Here is a 21,154-nt window from a genome sequence, read left to right on the forward strand (position 1 = left end):
TATACTCTATTGCATTATAGACATTATGCAATCTGCACTTTTGGCATTATTATGTATTACATATACGCACTTCATTGCGTTATTATACATCTTATTGCATAATAATTCAATAGTGCTTTTATATAGATTTGCAGAATTTTTTCAAACCCCATTTTTTCGATACATATCTCATTATCTCTGTGCAAATACTTTTACAAAGCTATATTCAGCAGCTTCTTCATCACTAAGTTCTCTTGAAAAAACAGCTCTTTTACTTCTATCTGAACCTGCACCATAGCATTTATACTCTGCAAAATTGCATACTTTTCTTGCAAGTTCTTTGTTCCAATCGTGGAAACCTGCCTCATTAATATGTTCTCCTATCTCGCATCGTATAAGAACTGTCTGTCCATAGTCTCTCCAAGGTCTTGCAAGATATACTGTTCCTTTTGCACATCCTTTTGTTGTAAAGCGACAGTCTTCAAATACATAACCATACTTCTGACCTTCAGGCTGTGATGGTGCTGTTGCATATCCATTACATTCTTCATCTCTGTTAAGTGAACATATCTCACAATTCTTAAAAAATGCTGTTGCACTTCCGAATATAAAGTCTACATCACCTTCTATATAGCAATTAGTATACAATTGTCTTCCATTAATTCTATCAAAGTATTCTGTCGGTCCTGTAAAACCACCTTTCTTAATCTCCTGTTTAGGAAGTGGGCCTGTAAATAATGTATCCTGATATCCAAGCATACGACAGTTGTTAAATGTAATCATATCTCCTTCTGCATATACTGAAACTGCCTGACCATATACTTTACCTGTTCCTGATGTATTGGCTATTGTAAGATTATTAATATTAATATTATCGCCTAATACAAGGAATGAATATGAACGAAAAGTTCCTCTTTTTATACCATCTTCCATAATCATATTTGCATAATTATTATATGTACAATATGTATTCGATGGGTTATCACCATATATCGTAAGGTTAGAACGTCTTATCTCTACTATCTCATTGTATATTCCTTCATGAATAACTATTGTCTCAGGTTCATTAGAACCACTTATTGAATTAATCGCATCCATTATTGTTGTAAAATCACCAGTGCCATTTTTTGCTACAGTAATCATTATATATTCCTCCATTTTTTCTATAATATCAATTAATTTCTAATACCATTTATGTGATAATAATATATCACTTCTCATAAATACTTACCATAGATATTCTACTCTCTTATATCTCTATTACAAGTACTCCTTCTTCTCCTGCCGGAAGATATCTATTTATCTTTCCATCTATAATTGCTGATGCACTTCCGCTTGCTGTCTCATCATTTTTTCTATTAAGGCATACTGAATTAACCAACAAGACTTTTTTTCCTATTTTTCCTGCCTGTTCTTCATATTCATAGCATACTTTATTATTCCATTCTTCTGCATTATAATCTGTATAAACCGGCCATAATACTGCATCTACATTCATATTTTTTACAATATCTGCGTTATCATCATACCAAAAATCTCCACATAATCCTACTGAAAAATTATATCCTTTATATGTAAACTTTGGAAATTCTCTTCCTTCTGTATAATGCAGATTATTAATAGCATCTCCTTCTTTCCAGCCTTCTGATACACGTCTGAATACATTTACTATTTTACCATCATCGCCAATTGTTATCTGTGTACTATGTAATTCTTCAGTTTTATTATCAATCTCAATAAATCCAAAAGATACTGCTATACCATATTGTTTTGCTTTTTCACTTATCTCGGTAATTACTGCATCTGTAAGTTCTTTTGCAATATACTTATCTTCTTCATACTTCCATGTAAGAACATCAAACCCTTGCAAAAAACTCTCGCCAAATACTAACATATCTGCATTGCCCGAATATTGTTTCATAAAATTGATTATCGTATTCTTATTATAGTCAATATCTTTATCTTTAAATCCTACTGCTGCTAATCCTATTCTCATCATTCTGTCTATACCTCACTATTTCTTTTTTAACCTGATAAATTACGCACAAAATTATACTCTTCTGTGCTTCCTGCCTATATTTGTTAATTAGATTATCTTATATATTCTAACTACCACATTCAGCAATCAGCATCTTAATTATAGCATATTTGAATATTAAATTATTTTCTTCAAATAGCTTATCATTTCCCATGGATTTAGATATCATTCATTCAACTTCTTATTTTCCATGAATTAGATATCATCCATTCAGTTTCTTGTTTTCTATGAATTAGATATCATCCATTCAGTTTCTTGTTTTCTATAATTTCTAATTTCTATCTTATACAATTTTGAATAAACTAAGTTTATTATATATAATTTTGAATAGCTTAATTATATTTATATTATGTGTGTGTTATAATTTTAAAGTACTCCGCATATTCATTCACGCTAAAATACCCAATATTCTTATAACCAAAGTAATAGCGAATATAAACAAGTGATAAATGTCATAATCTAAAAATACCAGCATGCTTATAACCGAAGTTACAAACATACTGGTATTTTTGTTATGATATGTGATACAACACTTTATCAACAATAATTCTATTGTCTTAGATTACAATAATGCCAATAATTCTGTTAATAATATATATTATAGTACTTAATTATAATACTACTCCTACGTTCTTCTCAACCATACTTAATGTAATATTTAAGTTACCATTTCTGCATCTTAATGAATCAATGAATTCTTTTTCTGTAATATTATCTTTGAAAGTAATATTATATGTAAGTTCAAATAGTGTTCCCATATTAGTTGTTTTTACTTTTTCAAGTTTCCATGATGTTGTATATTCATTAAAAAGGTCATCAAATGTTCCTGCATAATTAAGATCTTCTGGGATTGTTATTCTTAAAACTTTCTGATTGTCTTTACCTGAAGCAAATTTTGTCTTTGCAAGTACAACAATTACAACTGATATTATCAATGTGATAATTATTGCAAATGTAATAAATCCAAGTCCTGCAGCAAGACCAACTGACATTACAAAGAATACTATTGCTATATCTTTAGCTGTTCCAGGTGCACTTCTGAATCTTACAAGTGCAAATGCTCCTGCCATTGATAATGCTCTGGCTGTACTGCTTCCTATAAGCATAATTACTATTGCTACTATTCCTGGTAAGAATACAAGTGTCATTGCAAAATCTCTTGAATAATTCTTATTCTCACTACTCATCATATATACCAGGCTAACTATTAATCCAAGGACAAGTGCCACTCCTATACTTAAAACTGCTGAACCGGCTGATATACTGTTCTCGGTTGTTGCTGTAAATATTGATTCAAACATACTACTTTTTCTCCTTCTCTACTTAAAATCATATTTTTATATTCTGTTCCATATTTGGAAAATGATGCCGGATATACTTTTAGCTCCGACAATATCTTAGTAAACCACAATGGTGCTGCCTTAAGAATCTTAACTTCCATAAGCCATACTCCATCTTCTAGTAAAAGGTCACCATAGGAACCTGCTTCAAGTCTTACATCTTCTCTTCTGCATCTTATGTTCGTATCAAATGTAAGTCTGAAATCTCTGTCATTTTTATCAAAATAAGCTCTGCGGTCATATGATAAGAATACTTTTGGTACTAATTCATAATGATTTATAAAATAATCTAATTCATCTAGTACCTGCTTATTCATATATGGCTTATATTCTGGTCTTATGCCTGTTTCAAGATAATCATAAGCTTCTTTTAATGTTAATGTCGTTCGTCTCTTATTGACAATACCATTATATTTTTTCTTAATCTCCAAATAAACTTTGTCACTAAGCTCTGGTGTATCATAACTTCTAAGTCTCAACTTTTCTTTATATACTGGACCATCGATTGATTTTCTAATGAGTTCATCATTCGGTGTATCATAATAGATATTGCATATTCTATAGAATCCACCGTCTTTGCTATATGCATCAGCTTCCATCTTCTCGCTAATCATGTCAACAAATTTTTCATAAGTACTCTGCGTCAGAAGAAATTTCTTCTCATATCTGTTAAATACTTCAATTGCCATCTCTTTTCACTCCCTTAGCTGCTTTATTATGTAATATCATATAAGGTCTGTGTGATGCATCTAACTACACACCTCTCTGAACGATTACACTTAGATTGTAATGTTCTTATGTGACAGATTTTTGAAAAGATACTGTATGTTTTTTGAAATGTATACTTATGCGAAACTCATATATAGGTATCTAAGATTGCCAAATTATTAAATAGCATCAACAAAAACACGCTTCCGCTAAGTGTCCATCGTAACGGTACTAAGTTTGTTGGAAGTCTTTGCCTTCCAACTCACTAAGTGCCGACGATTACCACATTGTTTTCTTTTGATGTTATTTAATACTTTGGCAATCCAATTTTCATTTTGATGAGTTTCGCAGCTACGTTTTCGTATAATATACACATTTGCATTAAATTTATAAAAAATATAAAAAAGCATAAAATCAGAATACTTACAAAGCATAATAATTATTACATTTTGCATAATTGCAAATCGTAAGCCAATAATCCATTTAAAAATCTCTGAAAAACGTATATTAGCTATGCCCGGATTAATATGTATCAAAAGAAAACAATGTGGTAATCGTCGGCACTTAGTAAGCTATACATCTAAGATGTATGGCGAACTTAGTACCGTTACGATGGACACTTAGCGGAAGCGTGTTTTTGTTGATACATATTAATTCGGGCGTAGCTCTTAGCCTTCCTTGTGAGATTTTTAAATGTATACTTAGCAAAAAATCCATATTCCTATGCACTTTTAGTACATAAGAATATGGATTTTATATTGGTTAGATGGCGTACAATGCTTACTTTTTCACACCACGTCCATCTCTCTTTGTAAGATTTATATCATCTTTTAACGATATCTGCTTTTTACCATATCCGACTACAATCTCGGATTCTTTATTAAACAGATATAAATCCGATACACTGTCGCCTGATACAAGTTTGATTCCTCGTACACCTACTGCACCTTTTTTCTTCTGTGGTATCTCACTTATTGCAAACTTCAGATAATAACCGCCTTCTGTCTTAATAACAAGATGTTCTTCACTGCTTATTATCTCCTGTCCTTGTGAATCAACACTTACAACTGCATCTGTAGGAAGTACATTAATTACTTCATCGCCATCATTAAGCTTAGTAGCTGCTACTGTTCGTTTTGTAACATCGAATTCTTTACCATCAACAAGTTTTATCATACCCATTTTAGTTGCAAAAAGTAATTTTCGCTCTATAATCTGCCCTGTTGAACATAGATATATTATATTCTCGCCTCTACTGTCATAATTACCAAGATTATCTATAGGCGTTCCCTTGTCTCTAAAACGTCCAAATGGTATATCTGCAACTTTAACCTGATGTAAATCACCTTTATCTGTGAATATACATATCTTCTCGGTATTCATACATTTGAAGACATATTTATTCTCGTTAAATATTGCTTCCTTGTTACGTTCAAAAGTATTATTATCAACTGTCTTTGCATAGCCAAATCTGTCCATAATGAATACAACTTCCTGCTCTACAAGTTTAACTTCTTCATATACAGCTTCTTTGCCATCTTCTATAATAGTCTTTCTTGGCACCTGATATTCTTTCTTAATCTTTTGAATATCTTTTTTGATAACTTTCTTCATTGTTGATCTATTATTAAGAACATCTTCATACTCAGCGATTTTATTAAGTGTCTCTTCGTATTCTTTTTGAAGTGCTTCTATCTCAAGACCAATTAATTTATAGAGTCTTAATTCCAATACAGCTGTAGCCTGTCTTGGTGTAAAATCAAGCTTCATAGCTGCTTTTCGTGATGCTTCAGATCTGAACTTAATATCTGATACATCACCATTAATAAGACATTCTTTTGCCTGTTTAAGATTCTTGCTTCCTCGTAAAATCTCTATTATAAGATCTATTATATTGCAAGCTCTGATAAGACCTTCTTTTATCTCTTTATTTTCTCGCTCTTTATTAAGTAATGTAGTATATTTTCTTGTTGCTATATCATATTGAAAGTCAACATGATGTTTGATTATCGCCTTAAGTCCAAGCGTCTCAGGTCTGTTATCAACTATTGCAAGCATATTGACTCCAAATGTATCTTCTAACTTTGTCTTCTTATACAGAAGGTTCTTAAGTTTTTCTACATCTGCGTTCTTCTTAAGCTCAAGTACTATTCTTATCCCTTCTTTTGATGATTCATTAGATATATCAACTATATCTGATGTCTTCTTAGTCTCTATAAGATCTACAACATCTGATATGAACTTTGATATATTAGCTCCAATCATAGTATATGGAATCTCAGTTATTACAAGCTTATCTTTGTCTGTTCTCTTTGCTCCCGGTTCAAATTCAACTTTACCTCTAAGTTTTATCTTACCTGTTCCACTCTCATATATTGATAAAAGATCTTTTTTATTAACAACAAGACCTCCTGTTGGAAAATCAGGGCCTATTACATATTGCATAAGTCCTTCTGTTGTAATATTCTCATTATCCATATATGCACATACTGCATCGCATACTTCTGCGAGGTTATGTGTTGGTATATTAGTAGTCATACCTACTGCAATTCCTTCTGCTCCATTTATAAGAAGGTTAGGAACTCTTACTGGAAGTACTTCGGGTTCTTTTTCTGTCTCATCAAAGTTTGGTACAAAATCAACTACATTTTTGTCAAGGTCCTTAAGATATACATCCTGTGTAAATTTCTTAAGTTTAGCTTCTGTATATCGCATTGCCGCTGCACCATCACCTTCGATTGAACCGAAGTTACCATGTCCGTCTACTAATGCCATTCCTTTTTTGAAATCCTGCTCTAATACTACAAGAGTCTCATATATTGATGAATCACCATGTGGATGATATTTACCCATTGTATCACCTACGATACGGGCTGATTTTCTATGTGGCTTATCATAATTAAGCCCCAACTGATCCATTGCATACAGAACTCTTCTCTGAACAGGTTTTAATCCATCTCTTGCATCAGGAAGTGCTCTTGCTGTTATTACACTCATCGAATAATCTATAAATGATTTCTGCATTACTTCAGAAAATTCTGTTTTTATTATCTGTTCTGCCACTTTTCTCATCTCCTATATATCAAGTTCAGCATCTTTAGCATGCTCATAGATAAATGCTCTTCTTGGTGGAACATCGCTTCCCATTAAAAGAGATGTAACTTCTGAAGCCATCATCGCATCTTCTATCTCTACTTGTTTTAGAATTCTTGTCTCCGGATTAAGTGTTGTCTCCCAAAGCTGTTGTGCATCCATCTCTCCAAGACCTTTGTATCTTTGTAATGTGAATGAACTTCCCTCATGCTTCTGTCTATACTTTGCAAGTGCCTTATCATCATATAGATACTCTTCCTTACCTTTTTTAGGTATAGCTTTATATAATGGTGGAGTTGCAATATATACATGCCCCTGATGAATAAGTTCTGGCATAAAGCGGTAAAAAAATGTAAGCAACAATGTGGCAATATGTGCACCATCAACATCGGCATCTGTCATGATTATTATCTTGTTATATTTTAACTTTGTAATATCAAAATCATTGCCATATCCTTCTGCAAATCCACATCCAAATGCTGTTATCATTGTCTTAATCTCAGCATTACCAAGTACTTTATCCATAGTTGCCTTTTCAACATTAAGAATCTTACCTCTTATTGGAAGTATAGCTTGTGTTCGTCTGTTTCTTGCTGTCTTCGCTGAACCACCAGCTGAATCACCTTCTACAATAAATACTTCACATTCTTCCGGATTACGACTCTCACAGTTTGCCAATTTTCCATTACTGTCTATTGAGAACTTTTGCTTTGTGAGAAGATTTGTCTTTGCTTTCTCTTCTGCTTTTCTTATTTTGGCTGATTTTTCTGCACACGCAATTACTTTTTTAAGATCATCAAGATTCTTATCAAAATATAATACAAGTTCCTCTCCTGTTACTTCTGCAGTAACACGACCTGCATCCTGATTGTCAAGTTTTGTCTTAGTCTGACCTTCAAAACGTGGTTCTGGATGCTTCACAGCTATAACAGCAGTCATTCCATTTCTTACATCCGTTCCTGTAAAATTGCTGTCTTTTTCCTTAATTATTCCAAGTTCTCTTGCATATTGATTAATAACACTTGTAAACTTACTCTTAAAACCTGTAAGATGAGTTCCACCTTCCTGTGTATAGATATTATTACAGAATCCAAGTATGTTCTCCTGGAATTCATCTACAAACTGAAATGCAGCCTCAACTTCTATTCCATCGCTCATTCTCTTAAAATACACAACATCGTGTACTTTATCTTTACCTTCATTAAGTGCTTCAACATATGCACTTATTCCTTTTTCTTCATGATATACAAGCTTCTCTTCTTCCCCTTCTCGCTTATTCTCATAATTGATTGTAAGCCCCGGATTAAGATAAGCTGTTTCATGTAATCTTGACTTTATCAAATCAGCTTTGAATCTTATCTTTTCAAATATCTCTGAGTCCGGAAGAAATGTTACAGTTGTCCCTGTATCATTCTTCCTGCATGTTCCTATCTCTTTAAGAGGATACATTACATGTCCTCTTTCATATCTCTGTTTATATACTTTACCATCAACTTTAATAACTACTTCAAGCCATTCCGAAAGGGCATTAACTACAGACGCACCAACACCATGAAGTCCACCAGATATCTTATATCCACCATCACCAAACTTACCGCCTGCATGAAGCACAGTAAACACAACTTCTACTGCCGGTATCCCTGCTTTAGGATGTATTCCAACTGGGATTCCTCGTCCATTATCTATTATTGTTACTGTTCCATCTCTGTTAAGTGTTACATCTATTCTATTACAATGTCCTGCAAGATGCTCATCCACAGCATTATCTACTATCTCATATATCAGATGGTTAAGACCTTTGGTTGATACACTTCCGATATACATTCCCGGTCTTTTCCTTACAGCCTCTAATCCTTCAAGAATAGATATGCTGGAGGCATCATAATTTTTCTCAGCCATTTTTTTCTTCCTTTCGTTCTTAATTGAGTTACCTATCTATTGTAAACGAATGTTCGAAAAAATGCAAGACATTTTTATTACAGGTTTCATCTGACTTTGAACTTATAAATTTTATCTTATAATCTTTATCTTATGTTTTTTATTTTATAGTTTTTATCTTATAATCTTTATCTTATAATTTTTACCCTATAAGATTCATCTTATAACTCTTATCTCAAACCAAAATATTGAACCCTTATCTTTTATACTATTAACTCCATACTTTGCTTCATGCAGTTCTAGTATATTTCTTACTATCGAAAGTCCAAGTCCTGTACCACTTATAGCTCTCTTATGCGTCTTATCTATCTTATAATATCTATCCCATATATATGGCAGCTTGTCTTTTTCAATTCCTATACCACAATCTATTACTTCAATACGAACTATATTACCTTTTACAATCTGTTTTACTTTAACAATCTTCTTATCTCCAGTATAATTAATAGCATTATTTATAAGATTGTACAGCACCTGATGCATCTTTTGCTCATCGGCTTCCACTTTTACTTTTTCAGTATATTCAAATGTTATATTATATCCATCCTGTGATTTTAACTTTGAATATCTCTCCATGACATCAATTATACTGTCAGTAAGATTGTATATACTCTTGTTAAGTGTCATTACACCTGCCTGAAGCTTTGATATATCAAGCATATCATTAACAAGATCTGTAAGCCGCTTTGCTTCATCAATTACAACCTGTACATTCTCTGGTGTATTCTCACCTGGAAGATCACGCATTACTTCTGAATAAGCTATAATCATTGTAAGTGGTGTTCTTAGATCATGTGATACATTGGCAATTAGTTCTCTTCTTAGGTTCTCTGTCTTTGATAATTCTTCAGTCGCATAATTAAGTGTATCTGACAGCTCTGCTATCTCTCTGTAGTCACGACCATCAAAATGTACATCAAGAGCTCCTTTTGCAAATTTCTTGGCACTATCACTTACTTTTATTATTGATCTTGATACTCTTTTTGATATTAGAAGTGCTATAAGAAGTGCTAATATAAGTGTTATAACTGTTATATATGTTAATTGGATTCTAAGCGTTGAAACAGTTGCATCAACCGGTGTTATAAGTGAATTAATAAGTAAAAGTTCCTCTGTATCGTCAGTCTTAAGTATATTCATATAGACTACACTTTGAGAGTTATCCCGAAAATTAAACATTTTAAAATGTCCACCATTATCATCCATTCTTATATCTAATGGCTTACTCTCATCAACTTTTAAATCTTCATTCTGTACAACATCTGACTGTGTAATTTCAGTTTCTTCATTATCTACTGATTTTATATCATCATTTTGTTCAGGCTTTACTTCTCCATTATTTTGTCCATTTCCTACATGCTCTTTATCATCAAGATCAAGTGTTGTACTTCCTCCTGCTGCTTTCGCTATCTCATAATAATCACTATATTGCTGCTTTGAGACATTGTGTATTGCACAACCCGGCTTTGTCTCCGCAGAGTATAACGAATCTCCATTAGTGTCAATGACATTTATACATACATCATATTTTCTCGATATGTTCGATATTATTGTCTGAAAATTATCATTACCAACATACTTTTCTACCATTTTAGCTACATTATTGAGTTCATGCCTCTTAATCACTTTGTAAAATGTATTAAGATATACAATCTGAAAGAGCCATAGTATAGCTATAATAGCCACTGTAAAACCAAGAAGGTATACAAATATTTTCCATTTTATACTTATCTTATCATGCTTCAAATCTGTATCCAACTCCTCTTAATGTAACAAGATATTTTCTATATTCCTGAAGTGAACTTCTAAGGAGTTTTATATGTGTATCTAATGTTCTGTCATCTCCATAATAATCATATCCCCATACATCTGTTATAAGTTTTTCCCTTGTAAGTGCTATTCCTCGATTTCTGACCATATAAAATAGCAGATCATATTCCTTAGGTGTCATACTGACTGCTTCACCATCTATTGTTACTTTACGTCCTGTAAAATCTACTTCAAGCCCATCAATCTTAAACACTTCTCTTTCGCTCTCACAGTTAACTGCTGTATTGGCTGTATTTCTTGACAATACTACCTTAACTCGCATCATAAGCTCTCGTGGTGAGAATGGTTTTACTACATAATCATCTATTCCAATCTCAAATCCATGTATCTTGTCATATTCTTCTCCTCTTGCCGACAACATTATTGTTGGTATCTTCTTCATCTCAAATATTTTTCTACATGTTGAAAATCCATCTAATTCCGGCATCATTATATCAAGTATCATCACATCAAAATCTTTGTTTCGGCACATCTCAACTGCCTGCATCCCATTCTCTGCTTCTTCTGTCTCATAGCCTTCAAATTCTGCATATTTTCTAATTACTGCTCTTATTCGTTCCTCATCATCTACAATAAGAATTCTGCTCATATTATTTTCCTCCGCAATCTTACGCTCTTTGTTATAGTATCGGTATCTTGTACTCGCTTATTTTATATTATCTTTGTGACAATACTGTGATAGATATTAGATTATTCACAAATTTGCAGATTTTTAGGCATTTTATGTAAATATATGTAAATGTGTATGTTGTAAGAAAATGTAGGCAAACTCTCCTGAAAAATATCCTACGTGAATGGTGTAGTATTTGGCAAAATGTCAGTGATACAGTACACTAGTACACCGAATAATATGTAATCGACACATTAACTTATTATTCAATGTACTAGATTACTATATATTAGCAAAAAACAGGACTCATTGATATGATATTCTTATCAAATGAGTCCTGTTTTTCTGTATCAGTATAACTCTGTATACTAATTTTCATATTTGTGTTTTAGGTAATTATACTCAGCATTAATCGCCTGTAGTACATCTTTATCACCATTCATATTGTCCGGATGATAGATCTTAAGTAAATCTTTATATCTCTTCTTAAGAGCTAATTCACTATTAACTCCTTTGAAAAATATATCCGGCTTTATGTTACTTTTATAGTCTGTCCTGCTTGCAGCATCTGCATTAAGCTTTCTATACTGCTCTTTCTGTCTTGCAACTATCTGTCTGTCAATATCTACCTGCTTTTTGTCTTTTGCTAACTGTCTTAATTCACGCTCTAATATCTTCCATTTTTTCTCAAACAACTCTTTTTCCTGTCTAAGCTGTTCCTGTAATATTCGATTATGACTATTAGTTTCCTGTTCCATTTTCAAAAATTTCTGTTTTTCTCTCTCGAAGTCGATGACAGCATCAGAAAACTCTGCCTTAGCGTTCTCAAGTTTAACGTTTTCTTTAAATAACCACTGTTTTAATTCGGCAGTGTTATCTATATCAGCAGCACTTTGTATCATCATACATCACCCCTTAGGCTTTTATGATAAACTTTCTACAAACAGATGTCAACCTTTCTAGTTTACATAATATTATTTAATAAATAGTACTTTATGCCTATATCTTTGCTATTTTACATTTAAAATATCCATAACTGTTGCTTTCATGTCCTGTGGAGCGCAGATTCTGTCATGGAGAACTTTAGCTGTTCTTATCTCTTCGATTGCATTAGGAACATCTGTCTTTGCTGTCTCACTTAAGAGATCTACAAGTTCAAAGTCACCTTTTGTACTATATTTCTCATCAATAGCTTCCATTACACTTCTTGTGAACTTGTATGGACTTGCTGTTGATGCGATAACTGACTTTGTCTTATCTCCTGTCTCTTTAACATATTTATCATATACAGTTGCAGCTACTGCTGTATGTGTATCGATTACATAACCTGTGTCTTCATATAAATTCTTAATTGTAGCAGCTGTTTCTGCTTCTGTAGCATAATTGCCATAGAAATCTTTTAATTCTGCTTTCATTGAATCTGTTATGCTATATTTACCATCAGTTTTAAGTTCTGCCATAAGTTTTGCATTAACATCACTGTCATTACCTGCAATTCTATATATAAGTCTCTCTAAATTACTTGATATAAGAATATCCATAGATGGAGATGTAGTTAATACAAACTGTCTATTTCTGTCATATGTTCCTGTTGTAAAGAAATCATATAAAACTTTATTGTCATTAGATGCACATATAAGCTTAGCAATTGGAAGTCCCATATTCTTAGCATAGTATGCTGCAAGAATATTACCAAAATTACCTGTTGGAACTACAACATTAATCTTCTCGCCTTCTGCTATCTCTTCGTTAGCAAGAAGTCTTGTATACGCATATACATAATATACAATCTGAGGAACAAGACGTCCAATATTAATTGAATTGGCTGATGAGAACTGATATCCTGCATTATCCATTGTCTTTGCAAGTTCTTTATCACCAAATATATTTTTAACACCTGTCTGTGCATCATCAAAGTTGCCTGTTATTCCAACAACATATGTATTATTGCCTTTTTGTGTAACCATCTGTTTTTCCTGAATTGGACTTACACCATCTTTTGGATAGAATACTATAATCTTAGTGCCTTCAACATCAGCAAATCCTGAAAGTGCTGCTTTACCTGTATCTCCTGATGTTGCTGTAAGAATTACAATATCATTCTTAATATTATTCTTCTTGGCTGAAGTTGTAAGAAGATGTGGAAGTATTGATAATGCCATATCTTTAAATGCTATAGTTGCACCATGAAATAATTCAAGATAATATGCATTATCTGCTTTTACAAGTGGTGCGATCTCTGGTGTATCAAATTTTGAATCATATGCTTTGTTAATACAATTCTTAAGCTCTTCTTCTGTAAAATCTGTTAAGAATAATTTCATTACTTCATAAGCTACTTCCTGATATGACATCCCTTTTAATCTGTCAAGTGATACATCAAATGCAGGAATACTATCCGGAACAAACAGACCACCATCGTCAGCAAGACCTTTTAGAATTGCTTCAGATGCTTTTACTTTTACATTACTGTTACGAGTACTTTTATACATTAAATCCATCTCATATACCATCCTTTTCATAATCTTTTGAAATTATAACACAGATTTTTATTCTGTACAACCATAAAGTGTGGTTTCTTACAAATACATATGTACGTGCATTAAAGACTTTACTATTAATTTGTCTTTCAAGTATATTTTTGCTTATACAAACAATATATTTTTGCATTTTATCTATAAAAAAAATCACCGGAATATTATAAACATTCCAGTGATCTCTTTATTAGTTCTCTTTGATTTTAACAACAATCTTCTTAACTGCTGATGGAACTTTGTTCATAGCTTTTGGCTTATGTCCATCCCATGGATTAAAGATTGCAAAATGTCCTGCTGTTACAACAAGATCAAGTCCTCTGATATCATTGTTAAAGAAGATTACATCCTTCTCAGGATTATACTCTGTCTTTGGTACAAGATTCTGTGTCGGTTCATAGCTCATTACTTCTTCGCCTTTAAGGATGATCTGAATATCTGTATAATTCTTATGAGCTTCAAATTTTGCATCTTCCCAAGCAATTGTCTCATACTCTGATACATTAACATATACGTTTTTGCCATCAACTTCATATTTTCCTACTGGAAGATTGATTAAATCTTCTTTCTGTAAGAATTCAACTGCTTTTTTGTAGTTTTCTGATAAACCTTTGTAGAATCCAATGTTTTCTAATGAATCAAAAATCATGGTTAAAATCTCCTTTTGTAAGTGCTTACACTTTTTTAAATATTATACACCTACAACATACTTTTTAACAAGTCTCTTTTATCTAAAAGTAAAAAATTCATGTCCATGGTATTCAAAAAGTCGTGTTAAGTTTCTGTCAAACCATGACATATTTGCGTTTGAAGCTGATTTTCTTGCTGCAAAAAAGAGTGCTCCCTGTGAGTAATCTTCGCCATACAGCGCTCTGTCTACTGCTTCAATTGTTGTATCCGTTACTATTACATTATAGAATCTTCCGTCACTAAGTGGTGAGAATTGATAACTTCCTCCCTCTCTGCTGTATACAACCCCTTCCACTGTTCCTGGAAAGTGTTCATCCATTACACGGTTGATTACTACGTTTGCTACCAGAATTTTTGCTTTAATATCAAGTCCGGTTGCCTCTGCTTCTACAATTCTAAGTAATGCTTGATAATCCGATTCACTGTAGTCGATTAAGGCAACATCATTATCGTTATCTTCCGAGAATAAATCATTACTCTGATAGCTGATTAAATTTTCATTTGTTTCTTTATCTGCTACTGCTTCCTCTGTTTCTTCCTCCTTAGAAGAACCAATTGCTGATAAATGTTCTGTTATCGACTGCTCCTGTAATGCTGAATTAACAAGTCCAAATTGTATAGTGCCATTCATTTCTGTCTCTGTATTTTCACTAACATCTTCATCTTCGGATTCGCTTTCTGTATCAAGCGTTCTGGCGTATACGTTAGTATTATTTCTTCCACCACCGCCGAAGCTTGTTGAGTTAAGTACAACAATCGCAAATACGCATGCACCTGTTGTCATAACTACACAGTTTCTGTAAACTCTTTTTGAAAGATTTTTTACAAACAAAAAGATGTTTTGAAAAAATGAGCGTATGTTTAACATTTATACTCCTCTTTCCTTTAATTTTTTGTTTTCTACAGTTTGCCCTGCATAGGAACGAATTATATTGTCACATATCAAAAATGTCAATAACTCTTTATGATTTTTGTTGCTTTTTCACAACGTCACTCCTTTTTTCACTTTTTTTGCAATTTTAGTTTTTGTTTTTTGCACAATTTATCACTTGTATTTTTGTATGTTTTTGATATTGCTTCCGCATTAAATATTACAATTTCATTACAAACTTAATAATTTTGTATTTATTTTAATACCATTTTTTCAGTTTTAATTTTACTTTTTTTACTTTTTTTGACCTAAAAATCCAATTTATTTTTTTATGCAAATACATGTTCGCTATTTTTTATGAAAGAATTTACATTTTTTAGAGTATAAAGTTTTTTCCAAATATACCGATATAAGTAATGGTATTTTATACTTTTATAAAAGGGAGGATTTTTTATGCTACCAGGTGTCTTTGCGGCTAACAAAAAGAATGGTTCACTTTATTACAGAGCATCGCTTACGCATAAAAACAAGCATATCAGTCTTGGCAGTTTTAAGACCGAAAAAGAGGCTTATAATGCATATCTTGATGGAGATAAAATTATTCATTCGACTATCGCCATTGAAGATTATAGTGAGGATTCTTTTACTATTAGTTTTGATAAATTCATATCTCTTGTTAATTACAGAGACAACGGAATCTACATCAAAACACCTATTTATCTAAAAAATCGTTATTTTCTATACTATCTTGCAAAAGACAGTATATTTAAATTCGATATTGATGATCTGTTTTACTACTCCAATCATAAGATTATGAAACGCAACGGATATCTCTTTGTATCTGATTATGGCATGCAGACCAACATCTTATATCGTTATGGCATCAAGCATCATGCTGTCATGGGCAAAGATTATATATTCTCTAATGGTGACACACAAGATTACCGTTATGGCAATATTGAGATCATTAACAGGTACAATGGTGTAAGCAAATATATCAACAAAGGGATTGAGATATTTCGTGTTAAGATTCATATTGTCGGTGATTACATAGTAGGCGAATATGAAAATGAGATTGAAGCTGCTATTGCTTATAACAAAGCAATTGATACATTGAAAAATCGTGGTATCTTAATTAATTATACTGAGAATTATATTGAGAATCTTACTTCTAAAGAATACCATGAGATTTATGAACATGTTAAAATCTCTAAGAACATCAGACATTTTGATACATTAAATGGATGTATCTCTGAGATATAAACGGATATAATTATATGATTTTAACATCTTAAAAGTATTATTTTTAAGATAAAACAAACAGGAACATATACTTCTTCACCAAAGAACTATATGTTCCTGTTCTCTTTCTTTTTTAACCAAAGTTCAGATTATAGCAAATCTTTGAATTCTGCTTTTACAAAATCTTTTAGCTGTTCTGGATTAATTATAATCTGTGCTCCTCTAACACCCGCACTTATATATATCTTGTCATATAATATTGCTGATTCTTCTATATATGTATTATAGTGTTTTTTCATTCCAATAGGTGAACATCCACCTCGTATATAACCTGTTGTTGGAAGAAGTTCTTTCATCGGAAGAAGTTCAATCTTTTTATCTTTTGTCGCTATTGCGGCTTTTTTCAGATTAAGTTCTTCTGCAACAGGTATACAAAATACCATTATTCCATTTTTTTCACCTTTTGCTACTAATGTCTTAAATACCTGTTCAACCGGCTGATTAAGTATCGTTGCTACATGAACTCCTGATAAATCATTCTCATCAACTTCATATTCAGCTACCTCATATTCTATTTTTGCTTTGTCAAGCAATCTCATGGCATTTGTCTTATTCATCTTATTCATCTTTTTTCCTCCTATTATCATATATTTTCAAATGATAGTATAATTAGATAACCTCTTCCATAATCAAAATGTAATTTCTGATTTGCTTATCTGTATTATTCTGTCACATTTATGTCTATAACATAAAAGCATTTATAGATGTTATTATCAAGTTCACATTTATACTTTCAATATATCTTAGTTCTTCATACTATATAGTTTATATATAGTATGTTAAATCAAGATTTAATTTTTTCTTTTTTTATTCTCATTTTTTTAAAAAAGCTCTATTTTTCAACCGTTTCTAGCTCTTTTTTATATATTTTTGAACGTGTTTCTTCTATATATAATGTGTTTCTATAATGTGCTTTTATAATGTGCTTTTATTTTATCACTTATGATGTTTTTTTTCTATATGTTATTTGAATTCATATAACTCTTATCGCTGTAAAAACTGTATCAATATAACTAATCGCTATCATTCAAAAAGAGTAATTGTATTCACGTTCTATAATTAAAAATCCCACAGATATCTCTACCTGTGGGATTCTCTATTAAAAGATGTTAGATTAATAGCTTGTTTCTACTTATTATTAATGTAATTAATAAGACCTTCTGCTGCAATTATCTTTTGCATAAACTCTGGGAAAGCCTGACCTTTGAATGAAGTGCCTTTTGTCTTATTATAGATAATACCACTATCAAAATCTACTTCCACTTCATCGCCTTCTTCTATGTTCTTAGCAGCTTCAGGACATTCAATAATTGGGAGTCCTATATTAATTGCATTTCTATAAAAGATTCTTGCGAATGTCTCTGCAATAACACAGCTTACACCGGCTGCTTTAATTGCAATAGGTGCATGTTCTCTTGAAGAACCACATCCAAAGTTCTTATTAGCAACTATGATATCGCCTTTTTTTACTTTATTTACAAAATCCTTGTCAATATCTTCCATACAATGTTTTGCAAGTTCTGCAGGATCTGATGAATTAAGATATCTTGCAGGAATAATTACATCTGTATCTACATTATCTTTAAATTTGAATACTCTTCCATTTGCCTTCATTATATATATCCTCCTATAATCCAAGTTCTTCCGGTCCACTGATCTTACCTGTAATAGCACTTGCTGCTGCTACAGCAGGGCTTGCAAGATAGATCTCTGATTTTACATGACCCATACGGCCTACAAAGTTTCTATTAGTCGTTGATACACATCTCTCGCCTTCAGCAAGAATACCCATATATCCACCAAGACATGGTCCACATGTTGGTGTACTTACAACTGCACCGGCATTAATGAATGACTGAATAAGTCCTTCGTCAATAGCTTGAAGATATATGCTTTGTGTTGCTGGAATTATAATAACTCTAAGTCCTTTTGCAATCTTTCTTCCTGCAAGAACTTTCGCTGCTATTCTAAGATCATCTATTCTTCCATTAGTACATGAACCGATAACAACCTGATCAATCTTAATATCTTCTACTTCATCAATAGTCTTAGTATTCTCTGGAAGATGTGGGAATGCTACTGTTGGTCTTAATTTATCAAGTTCAATAACATATGTCTCATCATATTCTGCATCTTCATCAGCTTCATATACTACATAATCTCTCTTAGAATGTGTTTCCATATAATCTTTCGCAAGTTCATCAACTGGGAATATTCCATTTTTACCACCAGCTTCAATCGCCATATTAGCTATTGTAAATCTATCATCCATACTAAGATACTGTATTCCATCACCTACAAATTCCATTGATTTGTATAATGCACCATCTACACCAATCATACCAATAATATGAAGTATAATATCTTTACCAGATACCCAATTAGCAGGCTTACCTGTTAATACGAACTTAATAGCAGATGGAACTTTAAACCATGCTTTACCTGTAACCATTCCCGCTGCCATATCAGTACTTCCTACACCTGTTGAGAATGCTCCAAGAGCACCATATGTACATGTATGTGAATCGGCACCAATAATTACATCACCTGCAACTGTAAGTCCTTTTTCAGGTAAAAGTGCATGTTCTATTCCCATCTCACCGACTTCAAAATAATTAGAAATCTCATGTTTACATGCAAATTCTCTTACGCATTTGCAATGCTCAGCTGATTTAATATCCTTATTTGGTACAAAATGATCCGGTACAAGTGCAATCTTATGACGATCAAATACAGTCTTAACATTCATCTTCTCCATCTCATGTATGGCAACAGGTGATGTAATATCATTACCTAATACCAAGTCAAGATCTGCTTCTATAAGCTGTCCTGCTTTTACTTCCTTAAGCCCTGCATGAGCTGCTAATATTTTCTGTGTCATTGTCATTCCCATGTTTCATTCCTCCTACTTCATATCTATTTTATGATTGTGTATTCTAATCATTCTTTAGGATACACTGCTTTTAATTATTATACAGACAGTTTGCATCTCTAACTGCTATTAAACAGCATCATCATATCAATATGTATGGATTGTATTATAATAGCACAGATGATATAATACAAATACATAAAAGATATATTTATCATAACTTTTAGTTATATCAAGGAGGTTGCAATGGATAATAATACTCTTTCACTTTACCATATATTCAAGATCACTGCTGAATGTCAAAGCATATCAGAAGCAGCTAATATTCTCTATATAAGCCAGCCAGCAGTGAGTAAATCAATTAAAAAACTAGAAGATACTCTAGATACAAAGCTTTTTAATAGGAATTCAAGAGGCATCACACTTACAGAAGAAGGCAGCTATCTGTATTCTTATGTTAAAAATGCTTTTGACTCTATAAGTCTTGGTGAATTCAATCTAAAAAGAATCAATACATTAGGCATAGGACATATTAAGATTGGTGTAAGTTCAACACTTTGCAAGCACATGCTATTACCATATCTTAAATCATTTGCTATCAACCACCCTCATGTTCAGATCTCTATTGAGATTCAACCTACAATTCCAACTCTCAAACTCATTGAAAATCGTGAGATTGATTTTGGGCTTATAGCAAAACCTGATTATATTAAAGGTCTTATTCTTACTGATATAGGGACTATTACTGATACATTCGCTGCAACTCCGGCATATCTAAATAGCCTTATGGAGCGTGAAAATATCGCTCTCCCCGAGATATTCTCATATGCTAACCTTATGCTTCTTGATAAAGAAAATCTGTCAAGACGATATGTTGATAAATATCTTAATTATCATAAACTTGATACTGAAAAAGCACTTATTGTCAACTCAATGGATCTCTTAATAGAATTTGCCAAAACAGGTCTTGGTGTAGGATGCGTAATAAAAGAATTTATCAAAGATGAACTTGATGATAAAACTCTCGTTGAAATTCCACTATCAACACCAATCCCTAGTAGAACCGTATGTTTAGCTTATCTTGATAATGTCCCATTAAGTACCGCAGGTAAATTATTTGTAAACCATATAATCAATTCTATTACCAGTTAACGAAGATAATATTTTTCAAACAAAATAAAGGTTCTAAACTTTACTTGGGGGTAGAGTTTAGAACCTTTCATTTTTATAAAAAAAGATAGGCATAAACAATCCCATAAGTTATAATTAAATCACCACAAAATAATCAACAAAGGAGAATGCTTATGCCTAATACTAATTTTATATCAAATCTTCTAGAAATTAAAGAC

17 protein-coding genes are annotated in these 21,154 nt (G+C 32.2%); 2 read left to right on the forward strand and 15 right to left on the reverse strand.

Annotated features, from left to right (window positions below; genetic code table 11):
• Nucleotides 1-171: 171 nt before the first annotated feature.
• The 12 genes from KQI85_RS13315 to KQI85_RS13370 form a co-directional block, all read right to left on the reverse strand.
• On the reverse strand, nt 172-1,122 hold the full coding sequence (locus KQI85_RS13315; RefSeq protein ID WP_216576565.1) for a pectinesterase family protein: 951 nt from the start codon (nt 1,120-1,122) through the stop codon (nt 172-174).
• Nucleotides 1,123-1,228: 106 nt separating this feature from the next.
• On the reverse strand, nt 1,229-1,978 hold the full coding sequence (locus KQI85_RS13320; protein WP_216576566.1) for a carbon-nitrogen hydrolase family protein: 750 nt from the start codon (nt 1,976-1,978) through the stop codon (nt 1,229-1,231).
• A gap of 650 nt (nt 1,979-2,628) precedes the next feature.
• Complete coding sequence (locus KQI85_RS13325; RefSeq protein ID WP_216576567.1) at nt 2,629-3,318, reverse strand: DUF4956 domain-containing protein; 690 nt, start codon at nt 3,316-3,318, stop codon at nt 2,629-2,631.
• Entirely contained in the window at nt 3,255-4,046 is a 792-nt protein-coding gene (locus KQI85_RS13330; RefSeq protein ID WP_216576568.1) for a polyphosphate polymerase domain-containing protein, read from the reverse strand. The genes KQI85_RS13325 and KQI85_RS13330 overlap by 64 nt, the downstream gene beginning before the upstream one ends.
• Nucleotides 4,047-4,845: 799 nt before the next feature.
• Nucleotides 4,846-7,137, reverse strand: a complete 2,292-nt coding sequence (locus KQI85_RS13335) for a DNA topoisomerase (ATP-hydrolyzing) (RefSeq protein WP_216576569.1) — start codon at nt 7,135-7,137, stop codon at nt 4,846-4,848.
• Between the two features lie 3 nt (nt 7,138-7,140).
• Nucleotides 7,141-9,057, reverse strand: coding sequence for a type IIA DNA topoisomerase subunit B (locus KQI85_RS13340; protein ID WP_216576570.1), 1,917 nt, complete (start codon nt 9,055-9,057; stop codon nt 7,141-7,143).
• Nucleotides 9,058-9,252: 195 nt separating this feature from the next.
• Nucleotides 9,253-10,842, reverse strand: coding sequence for a cell wall metabolism sensor histidine kinase WalK (locus tag KQI85_RS13345; protein ID WP_253293901.1), 1,590 nt, complete (start codon nt 10,840-10,842; stop codon nt 9,253-9,255).
• Complete coding sequence (locus KQI85_RS13350; RefSeq protein ID WP_216576571.1) at nt 10,832-11,515, reverse strand: response regulator transcription factor; 684 nt, start codon at nt 11,513-11,515, stop codon at nt 10,832-10,834. The genes KQI85_RS13345 and KQI85_RS13350 overlap by 11 nt, the downstream gene beginning before the upstream one ends.
• A 389-nt stretch (nt 11,516-11,904) precedes the next feature.
• On the reverse strand, nt 11,905-12,441 hold the full coding sequence (locus KQI85_RS13355; RefSeq protein WP_216576572.1) for a hypothetical protein: 537 nt from the start codon (nt 12,439-12,441) through the stop codon (nt 11,905-11,907).
• Nucleotides 12,442-12,546: 105 nt separating this feature from the next.
• The gene (gene thrC, locus KQI85_RS13360; protein WP_216576573.1) at nt 12,547-14,037 is read right to left on the reverse strand and encodes a threonine synthase; all 1,491 of its coding nucleotides are present in this window, start codon (nt 14,035-14,037) and stop codon (nt 12,547-12,549) included.
• A 223-nt stretch (nt 14,038-14,260) separates the two neighbouring features.
• Complete coding sequence (locus tag KQI85_RS13365; RefSeq protein ID WP_216576574.1) at nt 14,261-14,719, reverse strand: YhcH/YjgK/YiaL family protein; 459 nt, start codon at nt 14,717-14,719, stop codon at nt 14,261-14,263.
• 78 nt (nt 14,720-14,797) lie between these two features.
• Nucleotides 14,798-15,628, reverse strand: coding sequence for a cell wall hydrolase (locus tag KQI85_RS13370; protein WP_216576575.1), 831 nt, complete (start codon nt 15,626-15,628; stop codon nt 14,798-14,800).
• 456 nt (nt 15,629-16,084) lie between these two features.
• On the opposite strand from KQI85_RS13370, the gene KQI85_RS13375 reads away from it, so the two are divergent.
• Nucleotides 16,085-16,894: a hypothetical protein gene (locus KQI85_RS13375; RefSeq protein WP_216576576.1), complete on the forward strand. Its 810-nt coding sequence runs from the start codon at nt 16,085-16,087 to the stop codon at nt 16,892-16,894.
• A gap of 128 nt (nt 16,895-17,022) precedes the next feature.
• Here the strand turns inward: KQI85_RS13375 and ybaK are convergent, their stop codons facing one another.
• From ybaK to leuC, 3 genes are all read right to left on the reverse strand, one after another.
• Nucleotides 17,023-17,499, reverse strand: coding sequence for a Cys-tRNA(Pro) deacylase (gene ybaK, locus KQI85_RS13380; protein WP_371820650.1), 477 nt, complete (start codon nt 17,497-17,499; stop codon nt 17,023-17,025).
• A gap of 562 nt (nt 17,500-18,061) precedes the next feature.
• Nucleotides 18,062-18,547 carry a 3-isopropylmalate dehydratase small subunit gene (gene leuD / locus KQI85_RS13385; RefSeq protein ID WP_216576577.1) on the reverse strand — a complete coding sequence of 162 codons (486 nt, stop codon included), beginning with the start codon at nt 18,545-18,547 and terminating at the stop codon, nt 18,062-18,064.
• A 13-nt stretch (nt 18,548-18,560) separates the two neighbouring features.
• Complete coding sequence (gene leuC, locus KQI85_RS13390; protein ID WP_216576578.1) at nt 18,561-19,826, reverse strand: 3-isopropylmalate dehydratase large subunit; 1,266 nt, start codon at nt 19,824-19,826, stop codon at nt 18,561-18,563.
• A gap of 225 nt (nt 19,827-20,051) precedes the next feature.
• Here leuC and KQI85_RS13395 point away from each other — a divergent pair, with 225 nt between their 5' ends.
• Nucleotides 20,052-20,957 (forward strand): LysR family transcriptional regulator, encoded by a 906-nt coding sequence (locus KQI85_RS13395; RefSeq protein ID WP_216576579.1) that lies wholly within the window; start codon nt 20,052-20,054, stop codon nt 20,955-20,957.
• The last annotated feature ends 197 nt before the right edge of the window (nt 20,958-21,154 follow it).

This window comes from Falcatimonas sp. MSJ-15, assembly GCF_018918265.1.
GTDB lineage: Bacteria > Bacillota > Clostridia > Lachnospirales > Lachnospiraceae > Falcatimonas.